Here is a 24,307-nt window from a genome sequence, read left to right as displayed (position 1 = left end):
TGCTCGAACCCGCCGGACCCGACGATCACCCCGCGGCGCGCCCTGACCAGCCCGGCGCTTCCGTCGCGGGACACGAGCACCCCGGTGGCGCGGCCGTTCTCGATGACGAGGTCCTGCAGCGGCGTGTTCAGCCACACCGGCACGTTGGCCGCGAGCAGCCCGGCGCGTAGTCCGCCGGCGAGGGACTGTCCCATCGTGAGCGGCTTCTCACCACGCAGCGCGGCGGCGGTTCCCCTGGCAAGGCACTCGGCGGCGACGGCCGCGCCCTTGGCGTTGACGGCGGCGAGGTTGAGCCACTTGTAGTCGGCGCTGAAGACGACCATGCCGGCGGGGACGGTCAGGTAGGCGGGGTTGAGGTGGGCGAGCTCGGCGCCGAGGACGTTGCCGTCGAGGTAGTCGGGCTCGATGGAGCGGCCGTTCGGCATGCCGCCGGGGAGCTCCGGGTAGTAGTCGCTGTAGCCCTCCATCCACCGGAAGCGGAGCGGGCTGTTGGCCATGACGAACGAGATCATCGCCGGCCCGTTGGCCAGGAAGGCCTGCTGCCGGGCGGCGGGGACCGACGGCCCGACGACCGCCGAGAGGTAGCCGGCGGCCTTCTGCGGGGTGTCGGGCACGCCGGCGGCGAGGATGACCTCGTTGTTGGGGATCCAGATACCGGCGCCGGAGCGAGCCGCGGAGCCCCCGAACGTGGGCGCCTTCTCGACGACGACGGTGGAAAGCCCCCGCCTGGCCGCGGTGAGCGCGGCGGTCATCCCGGCCGCCCCGGCCCCGACGACGACCACGTCGTACTCGCCGAGCACCGGTGTCGCCGCCGCGGCGGCGACGAGCGGGTTGGCCGTGAACGCGACGGTGGCACCGGCCGCGGCACCACGGAGGACTTGCCGGCGAGACAGCTCCATAGCCATTGAAGCTAGAACCTGTTATAGCGTTCTGGCAATCAAGTTGCCCTTGTGGTAGCAACGCTTTCGTCAGGTTGGCTGATACCTGTTCTATCAACTGCGCCGACAACCCCCGTGGCGGCGGGATTCGCCACCGTCAGCTTCGTGGCGGGGACCGGTGAGTGCGCGGTGCGGGTGCATGAGGGCGGCGGTCGCGGCCGTCGCGCGACCAGTGCCGCCGCGAGCCAGAACGCGTGGGGCACCGAGTTGCTGCACGGCGTTCAGCAGGCCCGCCCGCCGGTCCGCTCAGGACGTGAAGCTGTACGGCCCGAACCGGCCCCAGGCCACGATCGCGGCCAGTACCAGCAGCACCACGCTGGGCACCATGGCCGGGACCTCCTTGCGGCGGACGTGCACGACCACCGCCCCGATCATCATGAGCACGAGCCCGAGCGCGGCCAGCGGCACGAGGACCGGCGCGATGTCGAGCACCGCCGGCAGGATCAGCCCGATGGCGGCGAGGATCTCCAGCGCGCCGATGAGCGTGACCGTGCCGGGCGAGAAGTCCTCGACCCAGGCCATGCCCGCCTCGGCGAGCTGTTCCTTCGTCCTGACGACCTTCATCGCGCCCGCGGCGAGGAAGGCGACGGCGAGCAGGCCGGCGATGATCCAGAGCGCGACGTTCACAGGGGACCTCCAATGACTTGAATGTTCAACCCCACAGTACTTGAACTGTCAAGTTATCCTGGGCGCATGGAGGAACCGCGATGGCTGGCCGACGAGGAACGACAGACCTGGCTCGCACTGGTCGGCATGCTGATCCGCCTACCGTCGGCGCTCGACGCGCAGCTACAGCAGGACGCGGGGCTCAACCACTTCGAGTACCAGGTGCTGGCGGCCCTGTCCGAGCTGCCGGACCGGACGATCCGGATGAGCGAGCTGGCCATGCTCGCCAACGGCTCGCTGTCGCGGATGTCGCATGTGGTCAACCGGCTGGAGAAGCGTGGCTGGGTGCGCCGCACGCCGGACCCTGCCGACGGCCGCTACACCCTGGCCACGCTGACCGAGGACGGCTGGCAGAAGGTCGTCGACACCGCGCCGGGACACGTGGCGGCGGTGCGACGCCTGGTGTTCGACCCGCTGACCAGGGCGCAGACCCGGCAGCTCCACGACATCGGCCACCGCGTCCTGAAGGCGATCGACCCGGAGAGCGAGTGCCCCACCTAGTGTCCCGCGCCGGAGATCAGGCAACTAATTCGGCGGCCCAGCTTCCCGCTGGCGGCGTTGCCGGTTCGCCCAAGTACCACCCAGTACGAGGACGAACCGGCGCCTTGCCAGCAGAAACCCGGATCCACCGACTTGATCACCGCATTTCCGGCGCGGGCTCCGTTCCGAATGACCGCGTGGGCGGCCTGACGCCCGAAGAGGCGGTCAGGACATGGGGCCGGTGGCCGCCAGGTGCGCGGCCAGGCGGGTGGTCATCATCCTGCGCCAGCCGTTCCGGTGCATGAAGGCCAGCACCGCGCCACTCAGGCCCGGGAACCCGTTGTGCTGCAGCAGAAGGCGGGTACGCCCGGGCGCGGACTCGGACAGGGTCCACGTCACCGTGGTCGTCGCGCGCATCCTGCTGCCGCGCCACGTGTAGGCCAGCGTGTGCGGCTCGTCGACCGCGGTGACCTCGCAGTGCACGACCCCGTCCCAGCCCGGCATCGGCTTGGCGTGCACGGTGAACCGCTGCCCCACCACCGGTTCGAAGTCCCGCACCGGCATCAGCCACTCGGCGAGCGCGGCCGGGTCGGTGAGTGCCCGCCAGACGGTCTCGGGTCCGTGGGGCAGCTCCACGTCCACCGTGATGTCACGCGTCATGTCTCGTCCTTCGCTACGCGGTCCAGGTAGGACCGCAGGTTGTCGATCTTCTCCGGCCAGAACTCACGGAAGATCGCGGCCCAGTCGTACAGCTCTCGCAGCGGTTCGGGCTGGATGCGGTAGCGCCGCATCCGCCCGTCCCGCCGCTCGGCGACCAGCCCCGCGGACCGCAGCACGGCAAGGTGCCGCGAGAGCATCGGCAGCCCCACCCCCAGCTCCTCGGCCAGCGCGGTGACCGGCACGTCGCGGCGGCGACCGAGGATCTCCAGCGCCGCCCGCCTGGTGGGGTCCGCCACCGCACGGAACACGTCCTCGGTGGCGGCTGGTCTCGGCATACTTAAAACTTACGGTAAGTGTGAAGTGTCGTCAACTCAGCGCCAACTCAGCACCGCCCGCCAGGCTGTGACCAATGCAGATGGGGGACACGAGGGGAGTTGAGCAGTGAAGGCGCTCATGTTTCTCGCCGCACTGCTGCTGATGCTGCCGGCGGCCGTGCCGGCGCGGGCGGCCGAGGCGGCGGTCTGGGTGTTTCTGTACGCGGACCGGGAGTCGCAGGGGAGCTACACACCGGCCAACCAGACCGCCAGCCGTGGCCACATCCAGGCCACGGTCGCACGGCACGGCACCGGCGGCTACACAGTCAACCTCGCGAACGCGGGGGCGCCGGGGGTGACCGGGGTGCCGGTCGTGACCGCGGTCGACGACGCCGGGGTGCACTGCCAGCTGGCCTCGTTCTACCTGGCCGACGACGAGACGACCGAGGTGGTCGAGGTCGCCTGCTACGCGGGCACCGTGCCCACCGACAGCAGGTTCACGTTGTCCTACTTCAGGTCCACGCCGCCCGACAGCGGCGCGTCCGGCGCGTACGGCTACGTGTTCGACAACCAGCCGGCGGCCACCACCTACTCCGGCGCGCCGGGCTACAACTCGGCCGGCGGGCCGCTCACGATCCACCACGCCGCCGGCACGAACATCTGGACCGTGCGGTTCGCGGGGCGGGCGTTCGACAACATCGGTGGCAACGTGCAGGTGTCCGCCGTCGGCATCGTCCCGATGCGATGCTCGGTCTACCAGTGGTACCCGGTCTCGAACCCGCCGGGCGTCGACGCGCAGGTGCGCTGCGACCGGTTGTCCACGCCGGCCTACACTCCACAGTGGACACTGGCCTACACCCACGACCGCTCGATCGTCGGCGGCACGAGCGGTTTCTTCGGCTACCTCCAGGCGAACCAACCCGGCTCGGCCTTCTACGTCCCGGATCCCGGCCGCAACCGGGCGGCCGACCCCGCCTACGTCCACACGGTGACCCGGTCGAACCCCGGCCGGTACCAGGCACAGGTCTACGGCCCGCTCAAGGAACCCATGACCGCGCACGTCTCGGTCAATGGCGACACCGGCAACTTCTGCGACATCGGGAGCTGGTCGGTCACCCCGAGCACGCAACCGGCCGGGCGGGTCGACATCACCTGCTACAACGCGGCCGGGGTGCCGGCGGACAGCTGGTTCTCCCTCAACTACTTCTCACCATGACGACGCTCATGAAACGTGGCACCGGTTTCGCACCCGTCTCAACCCAGCCCCCGGCCTGACAGGTGCGCGGTGTCCGGCTCGGCGGCGCCGATGTCGGCGACGAGTGCGCCCGCTTCGCGCCGCCGAGCCAGTGCTCGGTCGGGGTCGCCGGTTCGGTCGGCGACCCCGCCGAGCACGAACAGGGCGGCCGCCTCACCCAGGCGGTGGCCCGTTTCCCGTTGTATGGCAAGCGCTTGCGTCGCGAGCGCGACCGCCTCGGCGAACTCGTCGTCGTCGAGCACGACCTCCGCCAGGACGGTCCTGGCCTGGCCTTCGAGGACCTGGTAGCCGATCCGGTCCGCCAGCTCGACCGCCTCCCTGGCACACGAGGGGTCCCGCCGCGCCGCGGCCAGCCCGATCAGCGCGCGGACCTCGGCGTAGCGGTGCGCGGTGTCGCGGGCCAGTGCCAGCGCCTGCTGGTGGTGGTCGATCGCGGTGCCCCGCCGCCCGAGCCGCAGGTGGGTCGTGCCGAGCGCGTTCAGCGCGTCGGCCTCGCCGCGCCCGTACTCGATGTCCCGTGCCAGTGTCAGCGCCTCCTGCGCCTGCGCCAGCGCGCCGGGCAGCTCACCGGTGTCGCACAACGCCTCCGCCAGCCGGTTGCGCGTGTCCACCTCCGCGCCCCGGTCGCCGACCTCGTGGTGCTTGGCCAGCGCGAGCCGCAGGTGGTCGACCGCCTCGCCGAACCGGCCGAGGTCGCGCTGCACCGAGCCCAGCTCGGACAGCGCCACGGCCTCGCCGTGCGGCGACCCGATCTTGCGGCTGATCGCCAGCGCGTCGGTGTGCCGCGCGAGCGCGGTGTCCAGCTCGCCGAGGTGGTGGTAGGTGATGCCGAGGTTGACGAGGTTGTTGTACTGGCTGGGCAGCCGGCCGATGCGCTGGTTGAGCGCGAGCGCGGTGCGGTGGAACTCGGCCGCCTCCCGCGGCCGGCCGGAGATGTCGTGCAGGTTGCCGAGGTTGTTGAGCGCGGCGGCCTCCCCGTCCGCCCAGCCGGTCCTGCGCGCGGTGTCGAGCGCCCTCGTCGAGTGGTCGATGGCCTGCTGGTAGTGGCCCTGCCGGAAGTTGGCGTCGGCGATGCTCAGCAGCGCGCCGGTCTGCGCGGTCAGGTCGCCGCATGCCTGCGCCGCGGCGAGGCCCGCGCCGGCCACCGCCAGCCAGTCCACTTTGTACATGCGCAGCCAGAAGTACCCGCGCAGCGCGTCGGCGAGCAGGGCGACCACCGGCAGGGGCCGGTGGTGCACGGCGGCCACCAGGTTGTGCCGCTCGGCGTCGAGCCACGCCAGTGCCCGGGTGTTGTCCGCGAAGGCGCTGCCCGGCGTCTCGGCCAGGTCGGCCGGCGGCAGCGTGAGGCGGCGCATCTGCGGGTACAGCAGCGTGGCCGCCGCGTCGACGGTGTGCAGGTACCAGTCGTACAGCCGCCGCACGGCGGTGTCGCGGTCCACCTCCGTCTCCTCCTGCTCGACGCGCTCGCTCGCGTACAGCCGCAGCAGGTCGTGGCAGCCGTACCGGTCACCGGGGTGGCTGTCGAGGAGGTGCGCGGCGGCGAGCCTGGTCAGCAGGCGGTGCGCGGACCCGACGTCGATGCCGGCGAGCACCGTCGCCGCCTCGACCGTGACGTCCGCGCCCGGCACCAGGCCGAGCAGCCGGAACAGCCGGCGCGCGTCGTCCGGCAGCGCGGCGTAGGACAGGTCGAACGCGGCACGCACGGCGGCCTGCTCGTCCCCGTCGACCTGCAGTGCGGCAAGGCGGTTGCCGGCACGCAGCAGGTCCCGGTACGCGGCGACGGTGTGGTCGCCGAGGTTCGCGGCCGTGATCCGCAGCGCGAGCGGCAGGTGTGCGCACAGCTCGGCCAGCTCGGTGACGGCGTCGGGCTCGGCACGCACGCGTTCCGCGCCGAGCAGGTAGCCGAGCAGGTCGCGAGCCTCTGGCGGGGTCAGCACGTCGAGGCGCAGCCCGCGGGCGCCGTCCCGCGCGACGAGCCCGGTGAGCGCGTCGCGGCTGGTGACCAGGACCAGGCAGCCGGGCGCGCTGGGCAGCAGCGGCCGGACCTGGTCGGGATGGTGCGCGTTGTCGAGCAGGACGAGCATGCGCCGGTCGGCGAGCACGCTGCGGTAGAGGGCGGCGGCCTCGTCCACGTCCGTCGGCACCTGGTCGGCCGGCACGCCCAGCGCGTGCAGGAACCGTGCCAGCGCGTCGATCGGGCGTACCGGCTCGGCCGCCGCGTAGCCGCGCAGGTTCAGGTAGAGCTGACCGTCGCCGAACCGGTCCCGCACGTGGTGCGCCCAGTGCACGGCGAGGGCGGTCTTTCCGACGCCTGGCGTGCCCGCGATGGTGACGATGGCGGGCGCCCCGCGCGTGGTCAGGAGACCGTCGAGCCTGCGCAGGAGCGTGTGCCGGCCGGTGAACCCCGCGACGCCGGCGGGAAGCTGCGCGGGGGTGACGCGCCTGGTGGTGGGCGCGGCGCCGGCGAGTGCCCGGTCGTCGGCGAGGACCGCGCGTTCCAGCTCACGCAGCTCCGGTCCCGGCTCCATGCCCAGCTCGGCGACCAGCACGGCGCGGCCCTGGCGGTAGACGTCCAGTGCCTCGGCCCGCCGGCCGCACCGGTACATCGCGAGCATCAGGTGCGCCCGGAGTTGTTCGCGCAGCGGGTACTCCGCGACGAGGCGCTGGAGCTCGTCGACGGTCTCGAGGTGCCGGCCCAGCGCCAGCTCGGCGCCGAACCGTGCCTCGAGCGCGGTGAGTCTTCGTTGTTCGAGGCGGGTGACCTCGGCCGTCACGACCGGCGACCGCGGCACGTCGTGCAGGGCCGGGCCACGCCAGAGCCCCAGCGCCTCGACGAGCCGCGTGACGGCGGCGGACAGGTCCCCGGCCGCGACCGCCCGCTGCCCGGCCTCGACGAGCCGCTCGAACACGTGCGCGTCCAGCGCCCCGTCGCCGACCTCGAGGAGGTAGCCGCGATCCCGGGTCAGCAGGCGGGTTTCCGGGCCGTCGCCGAGCAGTTTCCGAAGGCGGGCAACGTATCCCTGGATGGTGTTGAGCGCGGTGCGTGGCGGGTGGTCACCCCACAGCTCGTCGACGAGCCGGTTCGCGCTGACCACCTGACCTGCCTCGGCGAGCAGCACGGCGAGCACGACGCGCGGCTGCGCGGCCCGCACGGCCTGCCACCCGTCGCCGTGCCAGACCTGCATCGGCCCCAGGACCCGAAATCGCATCCGGCTCACCCCAACCGCCATTATGTCGTGGCGGGCCGGACATTTCCGTCATGGCGTGCCGGGCCGCCACCCCAGGGCCGGGCCGAGGTGCTCCGCCATGTCGGTCAGGATCTGGACGTAGTCCTCGTGGGAGAAGGTGAACGGGAGCGCGAACGCGACCTCGTCGATCGCCGCGAACGCGGCGTGCGCGTGCAGGCGCTCGGCGAGCTCGGCGGACGTGCCGACGTGGTCCGGGGAGAACAGCATGCGGGCCGGGCCCTGCGGCTCGTGCGTGCGGGGCAGGCGTTTCGCGGCGTACTCGGCGTACTTCGCCTTCTGTGCGGCGGTCGCGCTGTCGGTCGGGATGACCACGAGTCCCTGCGAGACCCGGCCCTGAGGGTGCTGGGCGCGGAACGCCTGGACGTGCGACAGCTGGATCTCGGCGAAGTCCGCCGACTCGCCATCGGCCTTGACCACGCTGCTGGTCAGGAAGTTCATGCCGTGCTTGCCGGCCCACTCGGCCGACCGCAGGCTCGCGCCGCCGTACCACATGCGGTCGCCGAGACCAGGTGAGTGCGGCTGGACGTGGTCGGAGAACACCTCGAAGCCCTGGGTGCCGCTGAACCCGGTGGCCGGCTCGCCGCGGACGAACCGCAGCAGGCGCTCGACCCGTTCGTAGGTGAAGTCCTCGACGTCGGCGGTGTCCGGGTACAGCGCGCCCTTGACCTCGTCGTACCGCATCGGCGGGCCGACGCTCACGCCCGGGTTGAGCCGGCCGCCGGAGAGGATGTCGACGGTCGCGAGGTCCTCGGCGAGGCGCAGCGGGTTCTCCCAGCCGAGCGGGGTGACCGCGGTGCCGAGGTGGATGCGGCTGGTGCGCTGGGTGGCCGCGGCGAGCACCGCGACCGGCGAGGAGATGCCGAACTGGAGGTGCCGGTGGCGTAGCCACGCGCTGTCGAAGCCCAGCCGCTCGCCGAGCTCGATGACCTCCAGAGTGGACTCGTGGCCGCGCGCGGGGTCAGCCTCGTCGAAGAGCCCGATCGTCAGAAAACCCAGCTTCCGCAATGGATTCGCCACACCTGGAAGCGTACGACCGCGACCGTCGGCGTCCAACATGTGGGACGACGATGCCGGCGAGGACGAGGGCGAGGCCGGCGACCTGCCGCGTGCTCAGCGCCTCCACGGCGATCACCGTGCCGAGCAGCACGCCGGTGACCGGGTTGAGCAGCCCGACGAGCCCGACCGTCCCGGCGTCGAGGTGGCGCAGCCCGGCGAACCAGGCCGCGAACGCGACCGCGGTCGCGACGACCGTGACGTAGCCGAACCCGAGCAGGGCGCGGCCGTCGAGGTGCGGCGGGGTCTCCACGACGGCCGCGACGGGGAGCAGGACGAGTGCGCCGGCGATCAGCTGCCAGGCCGTGAGGGACAGGACGTCGAGCTCGCTGCCCCACTTCTTGGCGAGCACGTAACCGAAGGAGGACATGGTCATGGCGGCGACGGACGCGAGGACACCTGCCGGGCTGACGCCCGTCACGCCGGTGAGCAGCAGGAGGGCCACGCCCGCGATCCCGAGCGCGGCGCCGGTGAGGTGGCGTGCCCTGGGCGGGTCGGCGAGCACGAGCCAGGCGAACAGCATCATCACGACCGGCGAGGTGGCCATGACGGTCGACGCGAGGCTCGTGGGCAGTTGCTGGGCGGCGACGTAGATCAGGACGAAGAAGGCGCCGACGTTGAGGGTGCCGAGGACCAGCAGCCGCCACATCCTCGCCGGCCGCCTCGGCCGGATCGCGAGCAGGAGCAGACCGGCGGGCAGGGCGCGGAACAGGGCGCCGTAGAGCGGATGGCCGGCGGGGAGGAACTCGCGCGTGACGTAGTAGTTCGACCCCCAGGCGACGGGTGCGATCGCGGTGACCGCGAGCCATTTAGCTTCCACGGAAGCTACTATAGCTTCTCAGGAAGGTATATTGGGCGGTCGTGAGCGACCATGTGACGCGGATCCAGGCGGAGTGGGCCCGCGAGCGCCCGGACGTGGACGTCAGCCCGCAGGGGGTGATCGGCAGGCTGCACCGGCTGGCGGGTCACCTGACCGAGCAGCTGTGCGTGGTGTACCGCCGGTTCGGCCTGAGGGAAGGCGAGTTCGACGTGCTCGCGGCGCTGCGGCGGGCCGGGCACCCGTTCGAGCGGGCGCCCGGCGAGCTGGCCCAGTTCACCATGGTCACGACGGGTGCGATGACCAAACGCCTGGACCGCCTGGAACGCGACGGCCTGGTGACCCGCCGCCGCAGCGCGGCCGACGGCCGGGCCCGCGTGGTGGCGCTGACGAAGGCCGGCCGGGAGCTGATCGACCGCGCGTTCGCCGAGCACATGGCCAACGAGCGACGGCTGCTCGGCGCGCTGACGCCCGAGGAGGCCGCGCTGCTGGAGACCCTGCTGACCAGCTGGTTGTCGCACTACGAGAGCTGAGGCGTCCAGGATCCGTCGACCGGGACGCCCGCGGCCGCGGCGATCCGGTCGCGGGAGGCCAGCACCCGTGCGCGCAGCGCCGGCAGGTCCACGCCGAGCAGCCTGCCGTTCCGCTTGACGGCCTCGCCGGCGACGAAGACGCTGTCCACCAGGCCGGGATGACCGGCGGCGACGACCGTGCCGACGGGGTCGCCGACCGGGAAGACGGACGGGTCCTCGGCGTCGAGCAGGACCAGGTCGGCGTCCTTGCCGACGGTGATGCTGCCGGTCCTGGCGTCGAGCCCGCACGCGCGGGCGCCATCCAGCGTCGCGAACTCGAGCAGGTCGCGCGTGGTGAGGCCGCCGTCGAGACCACGCTGCACGGCGAGGGCCGTGCGCATGGTGGAAAACATGTCACCGCCCGCGGAGGGGCAGTCGTCGATCGACAGCGAGGGGCGGATCCCGGCGGCGAGCATGCGGCCGGTCTCCGGCCAGCCGAAGCCCATCTTGAGCTCGACGTCCGGGCTGATAGAGACCGAGCAGCCCGCCTCGGCAAGCATCGCCACCTGGTCGTCGGAGATGCCGTTGGCGTGCACGACGGTGGTGCGGTCGTCGAGCAGGCCGCGGTCGTACATGCCGGCGATCGGGCGGCGGTCCACGCCGCCGTCGGCGGCGGTGTGGGCGTGCACGCTCACCCGGAGCCCGAGCTCACGCGCGAGGGCGACGTCGGCGGCGACGTCGTCCATCGGGGCCCGTTGCGGGCCGCGGAGACCGAGCATCATGTCGTCGCCCGGCAACTGGGCCCGCACCCGCGTGATCTCGTCCTGACTGTTGGCGCCGTAACAGAAGATCGAGTGGCCGGGCGCCTCGCGCAACGCCTCGATCGCGGCGTCGGCGTTCTCCGGGCGGTCGGCGCAGTGGAACCAGTCGACCATCGTGGTGACGCCCGAGCCGACCGCCTCGACGCGGCCGAGCAGGTTGCCGAGGTGGACGTCCGCCGGCAGGTAGTGCGGCCGCAGGGTGCCGTGCATGGCGGCGTGGTACTGGGCGAACGTCCAGTCCGCGCCGATGCCGCGGAAGGCGGTCTGCCAGGTGTGCCGGTGGGTGTCCACGAAACCGGGCAGCACGATCTTGCCCGAGGCGTCGACGACCTCGGCGCCGGCCGCGTCGATGGTGACGGCGACGGCGGCGATCCGCCCGTCCTCGATGAGCACGTCACCTCGCGACAGATCGCCGATGACCGGGTCCATGCTGACCACGATGCCGCCACGCAGCAGTGTTCTCATGATGTCCTTCCCAAGAGTTGACACGTCAACTGTAGGACGCGGGAGTTGATGCGTCAACTGGCGCTCACCAGGTACTATCCGCGCCATGGAGCCGGAGGAGTGGGAGCTGTGGGACACCTGGATGCGTGCGCAACGCCTGCTCGTCCGGGAGCTGGACCGGGGCCTGCAGCGTGCGTGCGGCATCTCGAAGGCGGAGTTCAGCGTGCTGGTGACGCTGTGGCAGGCGCCCGGACGTGAGCTGCGTGTCGGCGAGCTCGCCGAGTCGCTCGACTGGGAGAAGAGCCGCGTGTCGCACCAGCTGACACGCATGGAGAACCGCGGGTTCGTGGCGCGGACCGAGAGCGGCGCCGGCGGCCGGCGCACCCGGATCGGACTGACGGCCACGGGGCGACGGGTGGTGCAGGGCGCCATCCAGGAGCACGCCGGCAACATCCGCCGCTACTTCCTCGACGTGCTCACGAAGGACCAGACCGCGGCCATCCGTGCGTGGAGCGAGCAGACGGTCGGCCGCATGGAGCCCTCCGGCGCGGACGACGGGGTTGCCTGAGGGAGCTACCGGCCGTTCTGGAGGCGGCCGATCAGTCCGTACAGGTTGGCCAGCTCGGCGCTCAACGCGTCACGGATGCCGCCGATCCGCGTGCCGACGGCGACCGCCGCGGCCGCGAACTCCTCGTTCATCGGCGGGAGCTGCGGCGGACCGGGCGGACCGGGCATGGGGACGGCCGCGCGGCGAGAGGCGTCGGCCACGATGCGGGCCGCGCGGGCGCGCGCCTCGTTCTCTATCTGTTCGGCGGCGGCCTGGGCCCGGCGGACGATCGTCTCCGCGTTGCGGGTGGCTTCGCTTGTTAGTCGGCCGGTTTCGGCCTGCTTTTCCGCGAGATCTGTGGCCATCGCTTCGATCGTGTCCGCCACGAGGTCGAGGAAAGCGTCAACCTGCTCCTCGCTATAACCGCGCGACATCCTCCTCGACTGGTCGAAGATGACTGACCGCACATCCTCCGCGGTCACTCGATCAGATCTGCCCACCTTGTGTCCCCGCTCACTTCACGTGACATCACGAAGTGATATCGCTGACCCCGGCCTGACCGATCGTAGGCGATCTGTCAACCGGCTGACCAAAAACGAAACTGCCAATGGAATTGCGAATTGTAAAGTAAATGTGTCGAACATACGGTCAGACCGCTGCCGCGCGGATCGCGTCCCACGCCGCACGCACATGCCGCGACTCGGTCCGCGTGCCGCCCAGTGCCATCCGCAACACCACCCGGCCACCGACCTTCGTATGTGTCAGGTACAGGTCACCGCTCGCGTTGAGTGACTCCATCAGCCGCAGCGTCGCGGCGTCGGCCTCCTCCACCGGTGACCCTGGCCAGCGTGGCCGAAAGCACACCAGACCGAGCGTCTGTGGTTCGTGCAGCTCGAAGCTCTCGTCCGCCGCCACCCACGACACCAGCTCGGCCGCCTGCGCCAGACCGGCGCGGATGTGCGCCCGCAGGCCCTCCGCGCCGTACCACCGCAGCACCGCCCACAGCTTCAGTGCCCGGAACCGCCGCCCGAGCGAGACCTGCCAGTCCCGGAAGTCGACGACCGCGCCCGACGACGTCGCCGCGTTGCGCAGGTACTCCGGGTGGATGGCCAGCGCGCCGACGAGTGGCGCCCGGTCCGCGACCCACATGACCGTGCAGTCGAAGTTCGTCAGCAGCCACTTGTGCGGGTTGGTGGCGTACGAGTCGACGTACTCCGCCACGCCGTCGTTGAGCCACCGCAGTTCGGGGCACACCGCCGCCACCCCGGCGTAGGCGGCGTCGACGTGCAACCACACCCCGTGCCGCCGGCACACCTCGCCGACCGCCCGCACCGGGTCGACGGCGGCGGTGGAGGTCGTGCCGACGGTCGCGCACACCAGCACGGGCACCGCGCCGGCCGCGACGTCCTCGGCGATCATCCGGTCCAGCACGGTGACGTCCATGGCCAGCGCCTTCGGATCGACGTCGACCACGCGCACGTTGTCGGCGCCGATGCCGGCGATGCGTGCGCTCTTGGCCACCGAGGAGTGTGTCTCGGTGGACACGTAGAGGGTGTGCCGGCCGGTAAGACCACCGACCGCGGCGGCGCCGTCGCTCGTCCGTTGCAGCGCGGCGAGAATCGCGAGCAGGGTCGCCGAGGACGCCGAGTCCTGGATGACGCCGCCGCCCGCGCGGTCGGTCCGGAAGTGTTCCGGCAGGCCGAACAGCTCGGCGAGCCAGTCGACGACGACCGTCTCCAGCTCCGTGCAGGCCGGGCTGGTCGCCCAGAGCATCCCCTGCACGCCGAGGCCGCTGGACAGCAGGTCGCCGAGGATGGCCGGGCCGCTGGTGTTGGCCGGGTAGTAGGCGAAGAAGCTCGGATGCTGCCAGTGCGTGAGGCCGGGCACCACGATCCGGTCGAGGTCGGCCATGACCGCCGCGAAGTCCTCGCCCTGCTCCGGCGGGTGCTCGGGCAGCGCGCGACGCACGTCTCCCGGTGCGACCTGTGACCGCACCGGGAGCGACTCGACCCCTTCGAGGTAGTCGGCGATCCAGTCCACGACCTGCTTTCCGTGCGTACGGAACTCGTCCGGGGTCATGTGCATGGCCGTAGTTGAACATGCGGCCCCGGCGGGTGTCAGGCCCGGGCGTGCCGGCTACTCCCCCATCGCGTCGATCAGGCTCTGCGGGCGCATGTCGGTCCAGTGCTGCTCGACGTGGTCCAGGCAGGACTGCCGGGCCGCGGGTCCGTACGCGGTCCGCCAGCCCGCCGGCACGTCCACGAAGGACGGCCACAGGCTGTGCTGGTTCTCGTCGTTGACCAGCACCAGGTAGGTGCCGTCCGGGTCCTCGAACGGGTTGGTCATCTGCCCCTCCTAGGCGGCTATGTCCGTGCGGGCCTTCTTGACCGCGGCGGTGAGCTTGCGGATCACCGGCGCGGCGAGCGTGTAGTTGAACCGCGGCTCGGCGGACCAGTCGCCGACCTGGCCGGCGGTCACCGCGGGCAGCGCACGCCACGTCGGGTACTCCGCCATCTGCTGGCGGCTCAACGCGAACGTGCGGGTGTCGGTCAGGATCAGGTCCGCCGGGTACTTGCCGATCTGCTCCCAGCTCAGCTGCTCCCAGTAGTCCTCCGAGCCGCCGCCCGCCACGATGTCCAGACCCAGCTCCTTGTAGTAGGACAGGTCCGCGAAGAACTCCGGCTTCGCGATGTACACGCCGTCCTTGTCCGCGTACAGCACCAGGACCTTGAGCCCGGACTTCTCCTTCGCCGCCGCGGCCAAGTCGTCGGAGGCGGCCTTGAACTCGCTCTTCGCCTTGGTCACGGCGTCGGACGCGACGTCGGCGCCGAGTGCCTTCGCGAGTGCCTCGTACCGTTCGATGACCTTCGGCAGCGACACCTTGTACTCGGACAGCGCGAGGATCGGCGCGACCTTCTCGACCTTCGGGTTCATCTCGGGCGTGATCGCCCACAGTGCGGTGTCCTCGGTGCCGGTCAGGCCGGTGACCAGCAGGTCCGGCCGCAGGCCGATGAACTTCTCGAGGTCGAAGTCGTCCCAGGCGTTGCCGAGCGAGGTCTCCTTGGCCAGGTCGATGTTGCCGGCCTGGAGCTCCTTGTCGCCCGACTCGGTCTTCTGCGGGCCGAACACGCCGATCGGGTGGATGCCGAAGTCCCACAGCGCGGCGGCGGAGCTGACGTAGGCGACGACCCGCTCCGGCCGCTTGTCCCGCGTGATCTTCTTGCCGCGGTCGTCGGTGAACTCCCAGGCGCCACCGCCGGAGGCGGCACCGGACGGGGCGTCGTCGCCGCAGCCGGCGAGCGCCGCGGAGAGGGCCACGGTAGCGGCCCCGCCGGTGGCGAACAGGAACCCGCGGCGGCTGATGGGTCGTAACGGCATGGCATCCTCGCTTCAAAATTAGGGTAGGCACACCTTACTTCACGGTCGCCCGGGTTGCGGACCACGCCCGCCAGAGAGTGGCGTAGTGACCGCCGGCCGCCACCAGCTCGCCGTGCGTGCCGGACTCGACCACGCGGCCGGCGTCCAGGACGACGATCCGGTCGGCCGACGCCGCCTGGGTGAGCCGGTGCGCGACGATCAGCCCGCTGCGGCCGGCGAGCGCGGCGACGGTCGCGCCCTCGAGCAGCCGGGCGCCCGCGCTGCCGGCCTCGGCCGTCGCCTCGTCGAGAATCACGATCGGCGGGTCGGCGAGCACCAGCCGGGCGAGCGCCAGTTGCTGCGACTGCGCGGTCGTGAGCCGGTGCCCGCCCTCCCCGACGACGGTCGCGAGCCCGTCCGGCAGCGCCTGGACCCACGGCAGGGCGCCGACCTCGTCCAGGGCCCGCGCCAGGTCCTCGTCGCCCGCCTCGGCCTTCGCGAGGCGCAGGTCGTCGGCGAGCGGCCCGGCGAACACGTGCACCTCCTGCGTGACGAGGACGACGGCCTGCCGGGTTGCGGTGGGCCCCAGCTCGGCCAGGTGCGCGCCGCCGATCCGGATGTCGCCGCCGGCCGGCGCGTGGATGCCGGCGATCAGCTTGGCGAGCGTGGTCTTGCCGGCGCCGCTGGCCCCGACGAGCGCGACCCGTTCGCCCGGCCGGAGGTCGAGGTCGACACCGTGCAGGACCTCCTCGTCCGCGTGGTAGGCGTGGCGCACGTCCGTGACGCTGACCGAGGCGTCCGCCGGTCGCGCCGGCCGGTCCGGCTCGGCGGGCGGCGACGTCTCCGCGACCCCGACGAGCCGGGCGAGGCTGGCCATGGCCGCCTGCGCGTCGTCGACGAGCGCCAGTGCGACGTTGATCGGGTTGAACAGGCCGTGGAAGTACAGCGCGGCGGCGGTGGCCGTGCCGACGGAGATGTCGCCGCCACGCACCAACAGGAACCCGGTGGTGAGCACCGCGCCGAGCCCGATGAACTCGGCGAGGTTGAGCCGGCCGTAGAACCGCGTCCAGAGCCGCACGGCACGCAGCGCGATGTCGATGGCGGCCTGCGACTTCCTGCCGACGCGCCCGAGGTGGTCGTCGGCGAGCCGGAACGCACGCACGGTCGACCCGGCGCCGATGGTGTCGAGGAGCTGGTGGGACAGCACGCCCATGGTGACGCGCTGGCGTGCGTAGAGGGGGTTCGCGTTGGCGGCGTACCAGCGCACGGTGTGCGCCTGGATGGGGACGGCGAGCAGCGCGGCGAGGAGGAAACGCCAGTCCAGGACGGCGATCCCGCCGAGCGTGAGCGCGATGGTGAAACAGGCCCTGGCAAGGGCGGGAAACGCGTCCCGGACGGCCTCGGCGATGACGGTGACGTCGTCGGTGACACGGGAGGTGAGGTCACCGGACCCGGCACGCTCCACCTGTTCGAGGGGAAGCCGCAACGCCCGGTCGATGAAGCGTTCCCGCAGCGCGGCAAGCACCCGCTCGCCGACCCGGGCGACGAGGTTCGTCCCGAGCCCGGTGAACGCACCCTGCCCGACGGCGGCCAGCCCGAGCAGGACGACGGGCAGCGTGATCTCCCCGACCGGCGACCGCGAGACGACGATGTCGACGATCCGCCCGAGCAGGGGCGCGGTGGCGAGCCCGAAGGCGGTGGCGACGAGCAGCACGAGGAACGCCGTGACGGCAAGCCCACGATGCGACCGCGACAGCTGCCACACGACCGCCCGGGTACGCGCCGAAGTGGCGGTGGGCAGCAGGTTCTCGGGCGAGCTCATGCCAGCACCGCCGACCGGTAGGTGGCGTGGGCCGCGGCCAGGTCCTGGTGGGCGCCTGTCGCGGTCACCGCGCCGTTCTCCAGGAGGGCCACCCGATCGGCGACCGCCAGCAGGGCCGGGCTCGTCGTCACCAGGATCGTGGTTCGGCCCTGGCGCAACTCCCTGATGCCGGCGGCGATCCGGGCCTCGGTCACCGCGTCGACCGCCGTCGTCGGGTCGTGCAGGACCAGGACCGGGGCGTCCACCGCGAGCGCTCTGGCCAGGGCCACGCGTTGCCGCTGGCCGCCCGACAGTGACCTCGCGCGCTCCGTCAGCTCCGTGTGCACCCCCGCCGGCAACGCGTGCGCGACCTCGTCCGCCCCGGCCGCGTCCCACACCCGGGAGTCCTCGGTGGACACGTTGCTCGCCAGGGTGCCCTCGAACAGGTCCGCGTCGTGCGCCGCGACCAGCATCACCGTCCGGACGTGGTCGATCTCCAGTGCCGGCAGCGGGGTCCCGTCGAGCTCGACGGTTCCCTCGGCCGGGTCGGTCTCGCGGCCCAGGCACGCCAGCAACGCACGCGCCACCGCGGGATCCGGCGTCACGACCCCCAGCAGCTCACCCGCCGGCACGTGCAGGTCGAGGCCCCGCAGCTCCGCGTGGGACACCTCGCGGAGCCGCACCTCCCCCCGCGGCACGGGAATCGTGCCGGCCCCCGGCGTCACCGCGGGCGGCGTCGACAGCAGGTCCGCCAGCCGTGCCGCCGACCCGCGTGCCTGCGCGAACTCCGAGTTCACCCAGACGAAGTTGGCCAGCGGGCCGATGAGGAACTGCGCCAGCCCGACCGCCGCGATCAGCCCGCCGATGGTCAGGTCCCCGCCGGCCGCCAGGCGACCGCCGACGAGTGCCACCAGGGCGAGGAAGATGCCGTTCAGCGCGAGCATTCCCCCGTCGTGCCAGGCTTTCGCGCCGGCCGCGCGGACGGTCGCGGCCAGCGCGTCCTGGCTCGTGGCCCGATAGCGGGTGATCGCGACCGCCTCCGCGCCGAGTCCTTTGAGGACTCGCAGTCCGCGCACCAGGTCCACCGCCACGCCCGAAGCCTTCGCGGCACGCTCGCGTTCGGCCTCGCTACGGCGTTCCAGCGGGCGGCCGAGCAGGTTCGCCAGCCACAGCAGCGGTGGCGTGCCCAGCAGCACGAAAAGCCCCAGCGGGACCGAGATCCACAGCAGCGCGACGGCCGTCACCGCCACGGCGGTGAGCGTCGAGACCGCGTACGGCAGGGCCCGGTTGAGCGCGCCGACGCGCATGGCGTCACCGGTAGCGAAGCTGGTCAGCTCGCCGGACAGCCGGCCCTTCTCCGCGCCACCACGCGGATCGAGCACGCGCGCGGCCAGCGCCAGCCGCAGTTCGTGGGCGGCCTGCTCCACCGCGCGCTCGGCCCGCCGCGCCCCGAACAGGGCGCTGTACGCCAGGATCGCGAACACCACCGCCAGCACACCGAGCCACAGCAGCAACCGCCCGTACCCGTCGGCGGCGACCGCGTCATCGATGACCAGCCCGATGAGCACCGGCACCAGTGCCTCACCTGCCTGGTGCGACGACGTGAGCAGCGAGGCGACCACGACGTGTCGTCGCTGCCCGCGAACCGCCTCGCGGAGCACGGCCCACCTATCCACGGCCGCTCACCTGGACCGTTCCTGGCACCGGCCTGGCCGGGTCGGTGTCGATCAGGACCTGCTGGTTGTGCTCGTTCACGTGCACGACGGTCGGCCGGTGCACGGCCAGCTCCCGCGGTTCCAGCTGCGCGTAGGTCATGATGATCACTAGATCACCAGGGTGCACGAGGTGTGCGGCGGCCCCGTTGATCCCGATCACGCCGGAGCCGGCCTCGCCGGTGATCGCGTAGGTCTCCAGCCGGGCGCCGTTGGTGATGTCCACGACCTGGACCTGTTCACCTTCAACGATGTGCGCCGCCTTCATCAGGTCGGCGTCGATGGTCAGCGAGCCGACGTAGTGCAGGTCGGCCTGGGTGACGGTCGCCCGGTGGATCTTGGCGTTCAGCAGGGTGCGGCGCATCCAACGTCCTTTCGAAGCGTGCGGGGAGTCAGGTCAGGCGGGCGGCGAGCCCGGCCACGGTCGGGTTGCGGAAGAACTCGGCGACGGGTACGTCGAGCCCGGTCTCCTCCCGGATGCGCAGCCGCAGCCGGACGAGCAGCATCGAGTGCCCGCCGAGGGCGAACAGGTCGTCGTCGATGCCCACCTCGGGCAGGCCGAGCACCTCGGCGAACAGTCCACAGAGGACTGACTGCCGGTGCGTCTCCGGCGGCCGGCCGGCCGGCGCCGGATCGGGTGCGGGCAGAGCGGCGCGGTCGAGCTTCCCGTTGGGGGTGACGGGGAACGCGGTCATGGGCACGATCGCCGCCGGCACCATGTACTCCGGCAGCGACCGGCCGGCGAAGTCCCGCAACGCACGCGGATCGGCCCGGTCGGGGACGGTGTAGGCCACGAGCCGCCGGTCGCCCGGCCGGTCCTCGCGAACCACGACCACGACGTCGGTCACGTCGTCGTGCCGCGCCAGCACGGCCTCGATCTCCCCCGGCTCGACGCGGAACCCGCGAATCTTGACCTGGTCGTCGGTGCGCCCCAGGTACTCCAGCTGACCGTGCCGCCACCGGACCAGATCGCCCGTCCGGTACATCCTGGATCCCGCCGGCCCGAACGGGTTCGCGACGAACCGCTCCGCCGTGCGGGCGGCCTGGCCGAGGTAGCCGCGCGCGAGTCCGGCGCCCGCGAGGTACAGCTCCCCCGGCACGCCTTCCGGCACCGGCTGGAGACCGGTGTCGAGCACGTACGCGCCGGTCCCGTGCACGGGTCGCCCGACGACCGGCCGTTCGGCGTCCGCCGGCCGGCCGACCAGTGTGTCCACAGTGGACTCGGTGGGACCGTAGAGGTTGTAGGCGGTGGTCCCCGGCAGCTCCCGTAGCTGTGCCCAGAGTCGCTGCGGCACCGCCTCGCCGCCGACGCCGACGACCCGCAGGAGGCACTCCCCGCCGTCGATCACCCCGGCGGCGGCGACCTGCGCGAAGTGCGACGGCGTCAGCTCGATGAAGTCGATGCCGCGGTCGCGGATGACCGAGGCGAGACGGACGGGATCGCGGCGGGTGTCGTCGTCGACGACGTGCACGGCGTGGCCGTCGAGGAGCCAGAGCTGAGGCTGCCAGGACGCGTCGAAGGAGAACGACCAGGCGTGGCCGACCCGCAACGCGCGGCCCGCGGGGCGGTAGAGGGTCTCCCGGTGGCTGCGGAAGAGGTTGGCGAGCCCGGCATGCGGGACGACGACCCCCTTGGGGCGGCCGGTGGAGCCGGACGTGTAGATGACGTAGGCCGGACTGGTTGGGGCGGGCGGGGTCGGGGGCGCCTCGGGCAGCCGGCCGGTGTCGTCGAGGTGGAGACGTCGCGGTCCGTCGGGCAGTTCGACATCGCGGTCGGTCAGCACGAGAACGGGCGCCGCGTCGGCAAGGACGCCGGCGATCCGGTCGAGGGGCTGGTCCGGGTCGATGGGCAGGTAGGCGGCGCCGGACCGGAGGACGCCGAGGATCGCCTCGAACACCCGCGCCGACCGCGGCAGCGCGATGGCGACGACCTTCTCGGGCCCGGCTCCGGCCGCGGCGAGCACCCGTGCCAGGCGCGTGGTCCGGGCGTCGAGCTGGGCGAAGGTGAGGGCGAGGTGGTCGTCGCTCAACGCGGGGGCATCGGGGGTCGCGGCCACCTGCGCGGCGAACAGCTCGGGCACCGTGCCAGCCGGCCGGTGCGTGGGCGCGGCCGGCGCCAGATCATCCGCCGGCGGTCGCGTTCCCCACTCCGTCAGGAGGCGGTGCCGTTCCGCGGGGCTGAGGATGTCGAGCTGGCCGATCGGGGTGTCCGGGTTCGCGACCGCCGCGGTCGCCAGGCGGACCAGGCGGGCGGCCAGCGCCTGGACGGTCGGCTCGTCGAAGAGGTCGGCGCTGTACTCGATGTCGCCTTCGATGCCGGCCGCGGTTCCGTCGGGGGTGAGGCGCTCCACCAGGTCGAACGACAGGTCGAACTTCGCCTGCCGCAGGCCGGTGTCGGTGTACTCGGCCGCCAGGTCCAGCAACCGCTCGCGTCGCGTCGACGCGTGGTAGAACGCCAGCATCACCTGGAAAAGCGGGTGTCTCGCCAGCGACCGCGCCGGGTTCAGCAGCTCCACCAGGCGCTCGAACGGCACGTCCTGATTCGCGTACGCCGCGAGGTCCGTCTCCCGCACCCGCCGCACCAGCTCGCGGAACGTCGGGTCGCCGGCGGTGTTCGTGCGCAGCACCAGGTTGTTCACGAAGAACCCGGCCAGGTCGTCCAGCGCGTGGTCCGTACGCCCGGCGATCGGGCTGCCGAGCGGGATGTCCGTGCCCGCCCCGAGCCTCGTCAGCAGCGCCGCCAGGCACGCCTGCAGCACCATGAACAGGCTCGCGTCGCTGCCGTGTGCCAGCTCCCGCAGCCGGCGATGCACCTCGGGGGGCACCGTGACGGGGACCGTGCCGCCGCGGTTTGTCGACTGTGGCAGGCGGGGCCGGTCGGCCGGCAGTGCCAGCTCGTCGGGCAGGCCGGCCAGCGTCGCGCGCCAGTAGGCTGCCTGCCTGCCCAGCACGCTGCTCTCGTCGTCCTCGTCGCCCAGCAAATCCCGTTGCCACAGTGTGTAGTCCGCGTACTGCACGGGCAACCGTGTCCACTGTGGAGCGTCGCCGGCCAGGCGGGCGCGGTAGGCCGCGTCCAGGTCCCGGCGCAGTGGGGGCAGCGACCAGCCGTCGCCCGCTATGTGGTGTACCAGCAGGACGAACACGTGCGACTCGGGCCCGGTGCTCAGCAACGCCGCACGCACGGGGATCTCCGTGTCGATGGCGAAGCGGTGGCCGGCGATCTCGGCGAGCCGGTCCTCGGCCTCGCCGACGGTCTCGACCAGCAGCACCGGTTCCGCCTCGACGACGACCTGGTGCGGGATGCCGCCGCTCTCGACGATGAGCGTGCGCAGCACTTCGTGACGGTTCACCACATCCGCGAGCGCCGCCCGCAGCGCGGGCACGTCGACGCGCCCGGACAGGCGCCACGCCCACGGGATGTTGTACGTCGTGCTCGGTCCGGACAGGCGGTCGAGGAACCAGAGTCGCTGCTGGGCGTAGGAAAGCGGCACGTGCGCGGGCCGGTCCCGCCGGCGCGGCGCCGGCCGGGTGTCCCGGCCGGGGTCCAGCAGCTCGGCGAGCCGCGCCGGGGTCGGGGCGTCGAACACCGCGCGGATCGGCACCTCCACGCCCAGCACGCCGCGGATCCGGCTGACCAGCCGGGTCGCGAGCAGCGAGTGCCCGCCGAGCGCGAAGAACCCGCTGTCCGGGCCGACCCTCGGCAGCTCGAGGACCTCCGCGAACAGGTCGCACAGCGCCTGCTCGGTCGGCGTGTGTGGCTCCCGGTCGTCGACCACCGGCGCGGGCTCGGGCAGCGCGTGGCGGTCGAGCTTTCCGTTGGGGTTGAGCGGCAGCGCGTCCAGCACCAGAAGATGCGCCGGCACCAGGTGGTCCGGCAGCCGGCGCGCGAGGAACTCCCGCAGCTGGGCGGGGTTCGCGTGCCCGGCGGCGTAGCCGACGAGCCGGTCGTCGCGGGCGACCACCGCCGCGGCGGTGACGTCCGGGTGCGCGGTGAGCGCCGCCTCGACCTCGCCGGGCTCGATCCGCATGCCGCGGATCTTGACCTGCTGGTCGGCGCGGCCGAGGAACTCCAGCGCGCCGTCGGGACGACGCCGGGCGAGGTCGCCGGTGCGGTACATGCGGGAGCCCGCCGGCCCGAACGGGTCGGCGACGAACCGTTCCGCGGTACGGGCGGTCCGGCCGAGGTAGCCACGAGCCAGGCCGTCGCCCGCCAGGTACAGCTCGCCACGCACGCCGGGTGGCACCGGGCGCAGCGTGGCGTCCAGCACGTACGCCCTGGTGTTGGCGACCGGCCTGCCGATCGGCACCGGTCCTTCGCCGGCCTGCCAACGGTGTTCGAGGCTGTCCCCGGCGACTTCGGAGCAGCCGTACAGGTTGACGAGCCGCGCGGCCGGCCACCGCGCCGCGACCGCGCCGGCCACCGTGGCCGTGAGCGCCTCGCCGCTGGTGATCCACGTGGTCACCGAGTCGAGGCCGGCTGCCTCGGTGACCAGCGTGGACAGCAGGCTCGGCACGACCGTGATCGTGGTGGCGCCGTGGCGGTCCACGAGCCGCGCGAGTGCCAGCGGGTCGGTGGCGGTCGTGTCGTCGGCGAGCAGGACGGTGTCACCGGCGACGAGCCCGCCGAGCAGCTCCGTCGAGCCGTCGATGAACGTGAGCGCGCTCTTGGCCACCCGGACGCCGCCGCCGAGGCCGCGACCCCAGTGCAGCCGGTTGGCGAGTGCCCGCCGCGTGCCGGCGACGGCCTTCGGCCGGCCGGTCGACCCGGACGTGAAGATCACGTACGCGGTGTTGTCCGGGTGGACCGCCGGCAGCTCCGCGTCGGCCGTCTCATGTGGACGGACGACCCGGTCCGGCAGCCATTCGTCGCCGTCGCTGACGACCAGGTGCGGCCTGGCGTCCGCGAGCATCAGCTCGATGCGCTCGGCCGGATGGTTGAGGTCGAGTGGCAGGTAGGCCGCGCCGCACCTGAGCACCGCGAGCAGGGCGACGACCAGCTCGACCGAACGCGGCAGTGCCAGCGCCACGACCGTCTCCGGACCGGCGCCCCGCGCGGCCAGTGCCCGCGCGAGCCCGTCGGCGGCCGCGTGCAACTCGGCGTAGGTGAGCCGCCGGTCGCCGAAGACCAGCGCGGTCCGGTCCGACGGTCCGGCGACCAGGCCGGCGACGTCGCCGGGCACGGCCACGGCGGTCGACGCCCACTCGGTGGCGAACCGATCATGCTCGTCGGCGGTGAGCAGGTCGATCGCGCTCAGCGGCAGGTCCGGGTCGGCGATAACGGCTCGCAGCAGGCGTTCCAGCCGGGCCAGCAGCGAGTCCACCGTGGACCTGTCGAAGATGTCGGAGTTGTACTCGACCGCGCCGCGGATGCCGTCCCGCTCGCCGACGAAGAAGGTGAGGTCGGCGCGGGCGGTGCCGGTGCGCACGGGCTCCTCGGTGACGGTGAGGCCGGGCAGCCGGAGGTCGGCGAGCGCGTTGTTCTGCCAGGCGATCATGGTCTGGCAGAGCGGGTGGTAGGCGAGCGAGCGGGCGGGGTTGATGGCCTCGACGAGCCGCTCGAACGGCACGTCCTGATGGGCGTAGGCATCCAGGCCACGTTCACGCACCCGGCCGACCAGCTCCCGGAACGACGGGTCGCCGTCCGTACTCACCCGCAGCACCAGCGTGTTCACGAAGAACCCG

The 24,307-nt window shown here is 72.4% G+C and carries 20 protein-coding genes; 4 read left to right on the top strand and 16 right to left on the bottom strand.

The window, feature by feature from the left end; all coding sequences use genetic code 11:
• On the bottom strand, positions 1–905 hold a 905-nt coding region (locus VET29_RS06300), incomplete at its 3' end, for an FAD-dependent oxidoreductase (protein ID WP_324915812.1).
• 279 nt (positions 906–1,184) lie between these two features.
• Positions 1,185–1,565, bottom strand: a complete 381-nt coding sequence (locus VET29_RS06295) for a DoxX family protein (protein WP_324915810.1) — start codon at positions 1,563–1,565, stop codon at positions 1,185–1,187.
• 66 nt (positions 1,566–1,631) lie between these two features.
• Here VET29_RS06295 and VET29_RS06290 point away from each other — a divergent pair, with 66 nt between their 5' ends.
• The gene (locus VET29_RS06290; RefSeq protein WP_324915808.1) at positions 1,632–2,105 is read left to right on the top strand and encodes a MarR family winged helix-turn-helix transcriptional regulator; all 474 of its coding nucleotides are present in this window, start codon (positions 1,632–1,634) and stop codon (positions 2,103–2,105) included.
• Positions 2,106–2,309: 204 nt separating this feature from the next.
• On the opposite strand, the gene VET29_RS06285 is transcribed toward VET29_RS06290, so the two are convergent.
• Both VET29_RS06285 and VET29_RS06280 read right to left on the bottom strand, forming a co-directional pair.
• Entirely contained in the window at positions 2,310–2,744 is a 435-nt protein-coding gene (locus tag VET29_RS06285; RefSeq protein WP_324915806.1) for an SRPBCC domain-containing protein, read from the bottom strand.
• Entirely contained in the window at positions 2,741–3,079 is a 339-nt protein-coding gene (locus VET29_RS06280) for a metalloregulator ArsR/SmtB family transcription factor (protein WP_324915804.1), read from the bottom strand. The genes VET29_RS06285 and VET29_RS06280 overlap by 4 nt, the downstream gene beginning before the upstream one ends.
• A 106-nt stretch (positions 3,080–3,185) precedes the next feature.
• Here VET29_RS06280 and VET29_RS06275 point away from each other — a divergent pair, with 106 nt between their 5' ends.
• Positions 3,186–4,274 carry a hypothetical protein gene (locus VET29_RS06275; protein WP_324915802.1) on the top strand — a complete coding sequence of 363 codons (1,089 nt, stop codon included), beginning with the start codon at positions 3,186–3,188 and terminating at the stop codon, positions 4,272–4,274.
• 38 nt (positions 4,275–4,312) lie between these two features.
• Here the strand turns inward: VET29_RS06275 and VET29_RS06270 are convergent, their stop codons facing one another.
• From VET29_RS06270 to VET29_RS06260, 3 genes are read right to left on the bottom strand one after another with little or no spacing between them, the layout of a single operon-like run.
• A complete protein-coding gene (locus VET29_RS06270; protein WP_324915798.1) occupies positions 4,313–7,522 on the bottom strand; it encodes an AfsR/SARP family transcriptional regulator in 3,210 nt (1,069 codons plus the stop codon).
• Positions 7,523–7,570: 48 nt separating this feature from the next.
• Positions 7,571–8,578, bottom strand: a complete 1,008-nt coding sequence (locus VET29_RS06265; protein WP_324915793.1) for an LLM class flavin-dependent oxidoreductase — start codon at positions 8,576–8,578, stop codon at positions 7,571–7,573.
• Positions 8,520–9,434 (bottom strand): EamA family transporter, encoded by a 915-nt coding sequence (locus tag VET29_RS06260; protein ID WP_324915789.1) that lies wholly within the window; start codon positions 9,432–9,434, stop codon positions 8,520–8,522. The genes VET29_RS06265 and VET29_RS06260 overlap by 59 nt, the downstream gene beginning before the upstream one ends.
• Before the next feature lie 41 nt (positions 9,435–9,475).
• Between VET29_RS06260 and VET29_RS06255 the strand changes: the two genes are divergently transcribed.
• Positions 9,476–9,964 carry a MarR family transcriptional regulator gene (locus VET29_RS06255; protein WP_324915786.1) on the top strand — a complete coding sequence of 163 codons (489 nt, stop codon included), beginning with the start codon at positions 9,476–9,478 and terminating at the stop codon, positions 9,962–9,964.
• On the opposite strand, the gene VET29_RS06250 is transcribed toward VET29_RS06255, so the two are convergent.
• The gene (locus VET29_RS06250; RefSeq protein ID WP_324915784.1) at positions 9,952–11,229 is read right to left on the bottom strand and encodes an amidohydrolase family protein; all 1,278 of its coding nucleotides are present in this window, start codon (positions 11,227–11,229) and stop codon (positions 9,952–9,954) included. The two genes, VET29_RS06255 and VET29_RS06250, sit on opposite strands and share 13 nt — an antisense overlap.
• Positions 11,230–11,314: 85 nt before the next feature.
• On the opposite strand from VET29_RS06250, the gene VET29_RS06245 reads away from it, so the two are divergent.
• Complete coding sequence (locus VET29_RS06245) at positions 11,315–11,776, top strand: MarR family winged helix-turn-helix transcriptional regulator (protein ID WP_324915782.1); 462 nt, start codon at positions 11,315–11,317, stop codon at positions 11,774–11,776.
• 5 nt (positions 11,777–11,781) lie between these two features.
• Here VET29_RS06245 and VET29_RS06240 read toward each other — a convergent pair whose 3' ends face one another.
• The 8 genes from VET29_RS06240 to VET29_RS06205 all read right to left on the bottom strand — a co-directional run.
• Positions 11,782–12,237 carry a DivIVA domain-containing protein gene (locus tag VET29_RS06240; RefSeq protein WP_324915780.1) on the bottom strand — a complete coding sequence of 152 codons (456 nt, stop codon included), beginning with the start codon at positions 12,235–12,237 and terminating at the stop codon, positions 11,782–11,784.
• 166 nt (positions 12,238–12,403) lie between these two features.
• Entirely contained in the window at positions 12,404–13,834 is a 1,431-nt protein-coding gene (locus tag VET29_RS06235) for an aminotransferase class I/II-fold pyridoxal phosphate-dependent enzyme (protein ID WP_324915778.1), read from the bottom strand.
• A 57-nt stretch (positions 13,835–13,891) separates the two neighbouring features.
• On the bottom strand, positions 13,892–14,101 hold the full coding sequence (locus VET29_RS06230) for an MbtH family protein (protein ID WP_324915776.1): 210 nt from the start codon (positions 14,099–14,101) through the stop codon (positions 13,892–13,894).
• A gap of 9 nt (positions 14,102–14,110) precedes the next feature.
• Positions 14,111–15,133, bottom strand: a complete 1,023-nt coding sequence (locus VET29_RS06225) for an ABC transporter substrate-binding protein (RefSeq protein ID WP_324915774.1) — start codon at positions 15,131–15,133, stop codon at positions 14,111–14,113.
• 34 nt (positions 15,134–15,167) lie between these two features.
• Positions 15,168–16,934 carry an ABC transporter ATP-binding protein gene (locus tag VET29_RS06220; protein WP_324915772.1) on the bottom strand — a complete coding sequence of 589 codons (1,767 nt, stop codon included), beginning with the start codon at positions 16,932–16,934 and terminating at the stop codon, positions 15,168–15,170.
• Positions 16,931–18,589, bottom strand: coding sequence for an ABC transporter ATP-binding protein (locus VET29_RS06215; RefSeq protein WP_324915770.1), 1,659 nt, complete (start codon positions 18,587–18,589; stop codon positions 16,931–16,933). The genes VET29_RS06220 and VET29_RS06215 overlap by 4 nt, the downstream gene beginning before the upstream one ends.
• Positions 18,582–18,989, bottom strand: a complete 408-nt coding sequence (gene panD, locus VET29_RS06210) for an aspartate 1-decarboxylase (RefSeq protein WP_324915768.1) — start codon at positions 18,987–18,989, stop codon at positions 18,582–18,584. The genes VET29_RS06215 and panD overlap by 8 nt, the downstream gene beginning before the upstream one ends.
• A 28-nt stretch (positions 18,990–19,017) precedes the next feature.
• A partial coding sequence (locus VET29_RS06205; protein ID WP_414636453.1) for an amino acid adenylation domain-containing protein occupies positions 19,018–24,307 on the bottom strand: 5,290 nt, incomplete at its 5' end.

This window comes from Actinophytocola sp. (genome assembly GCF_035634895.1).
In the GTDB taxonomy this organism is placed as follows: Bacteria; Actinomycetota; Actinomycetes; order Mycobacteriales; family Pseudonocardiaceae; genus Actinophytocola.
Note: the sequence above shows the minus strand (reverse complement) of the source record. Positions and strands in the feature narration are given on the sequence as shown.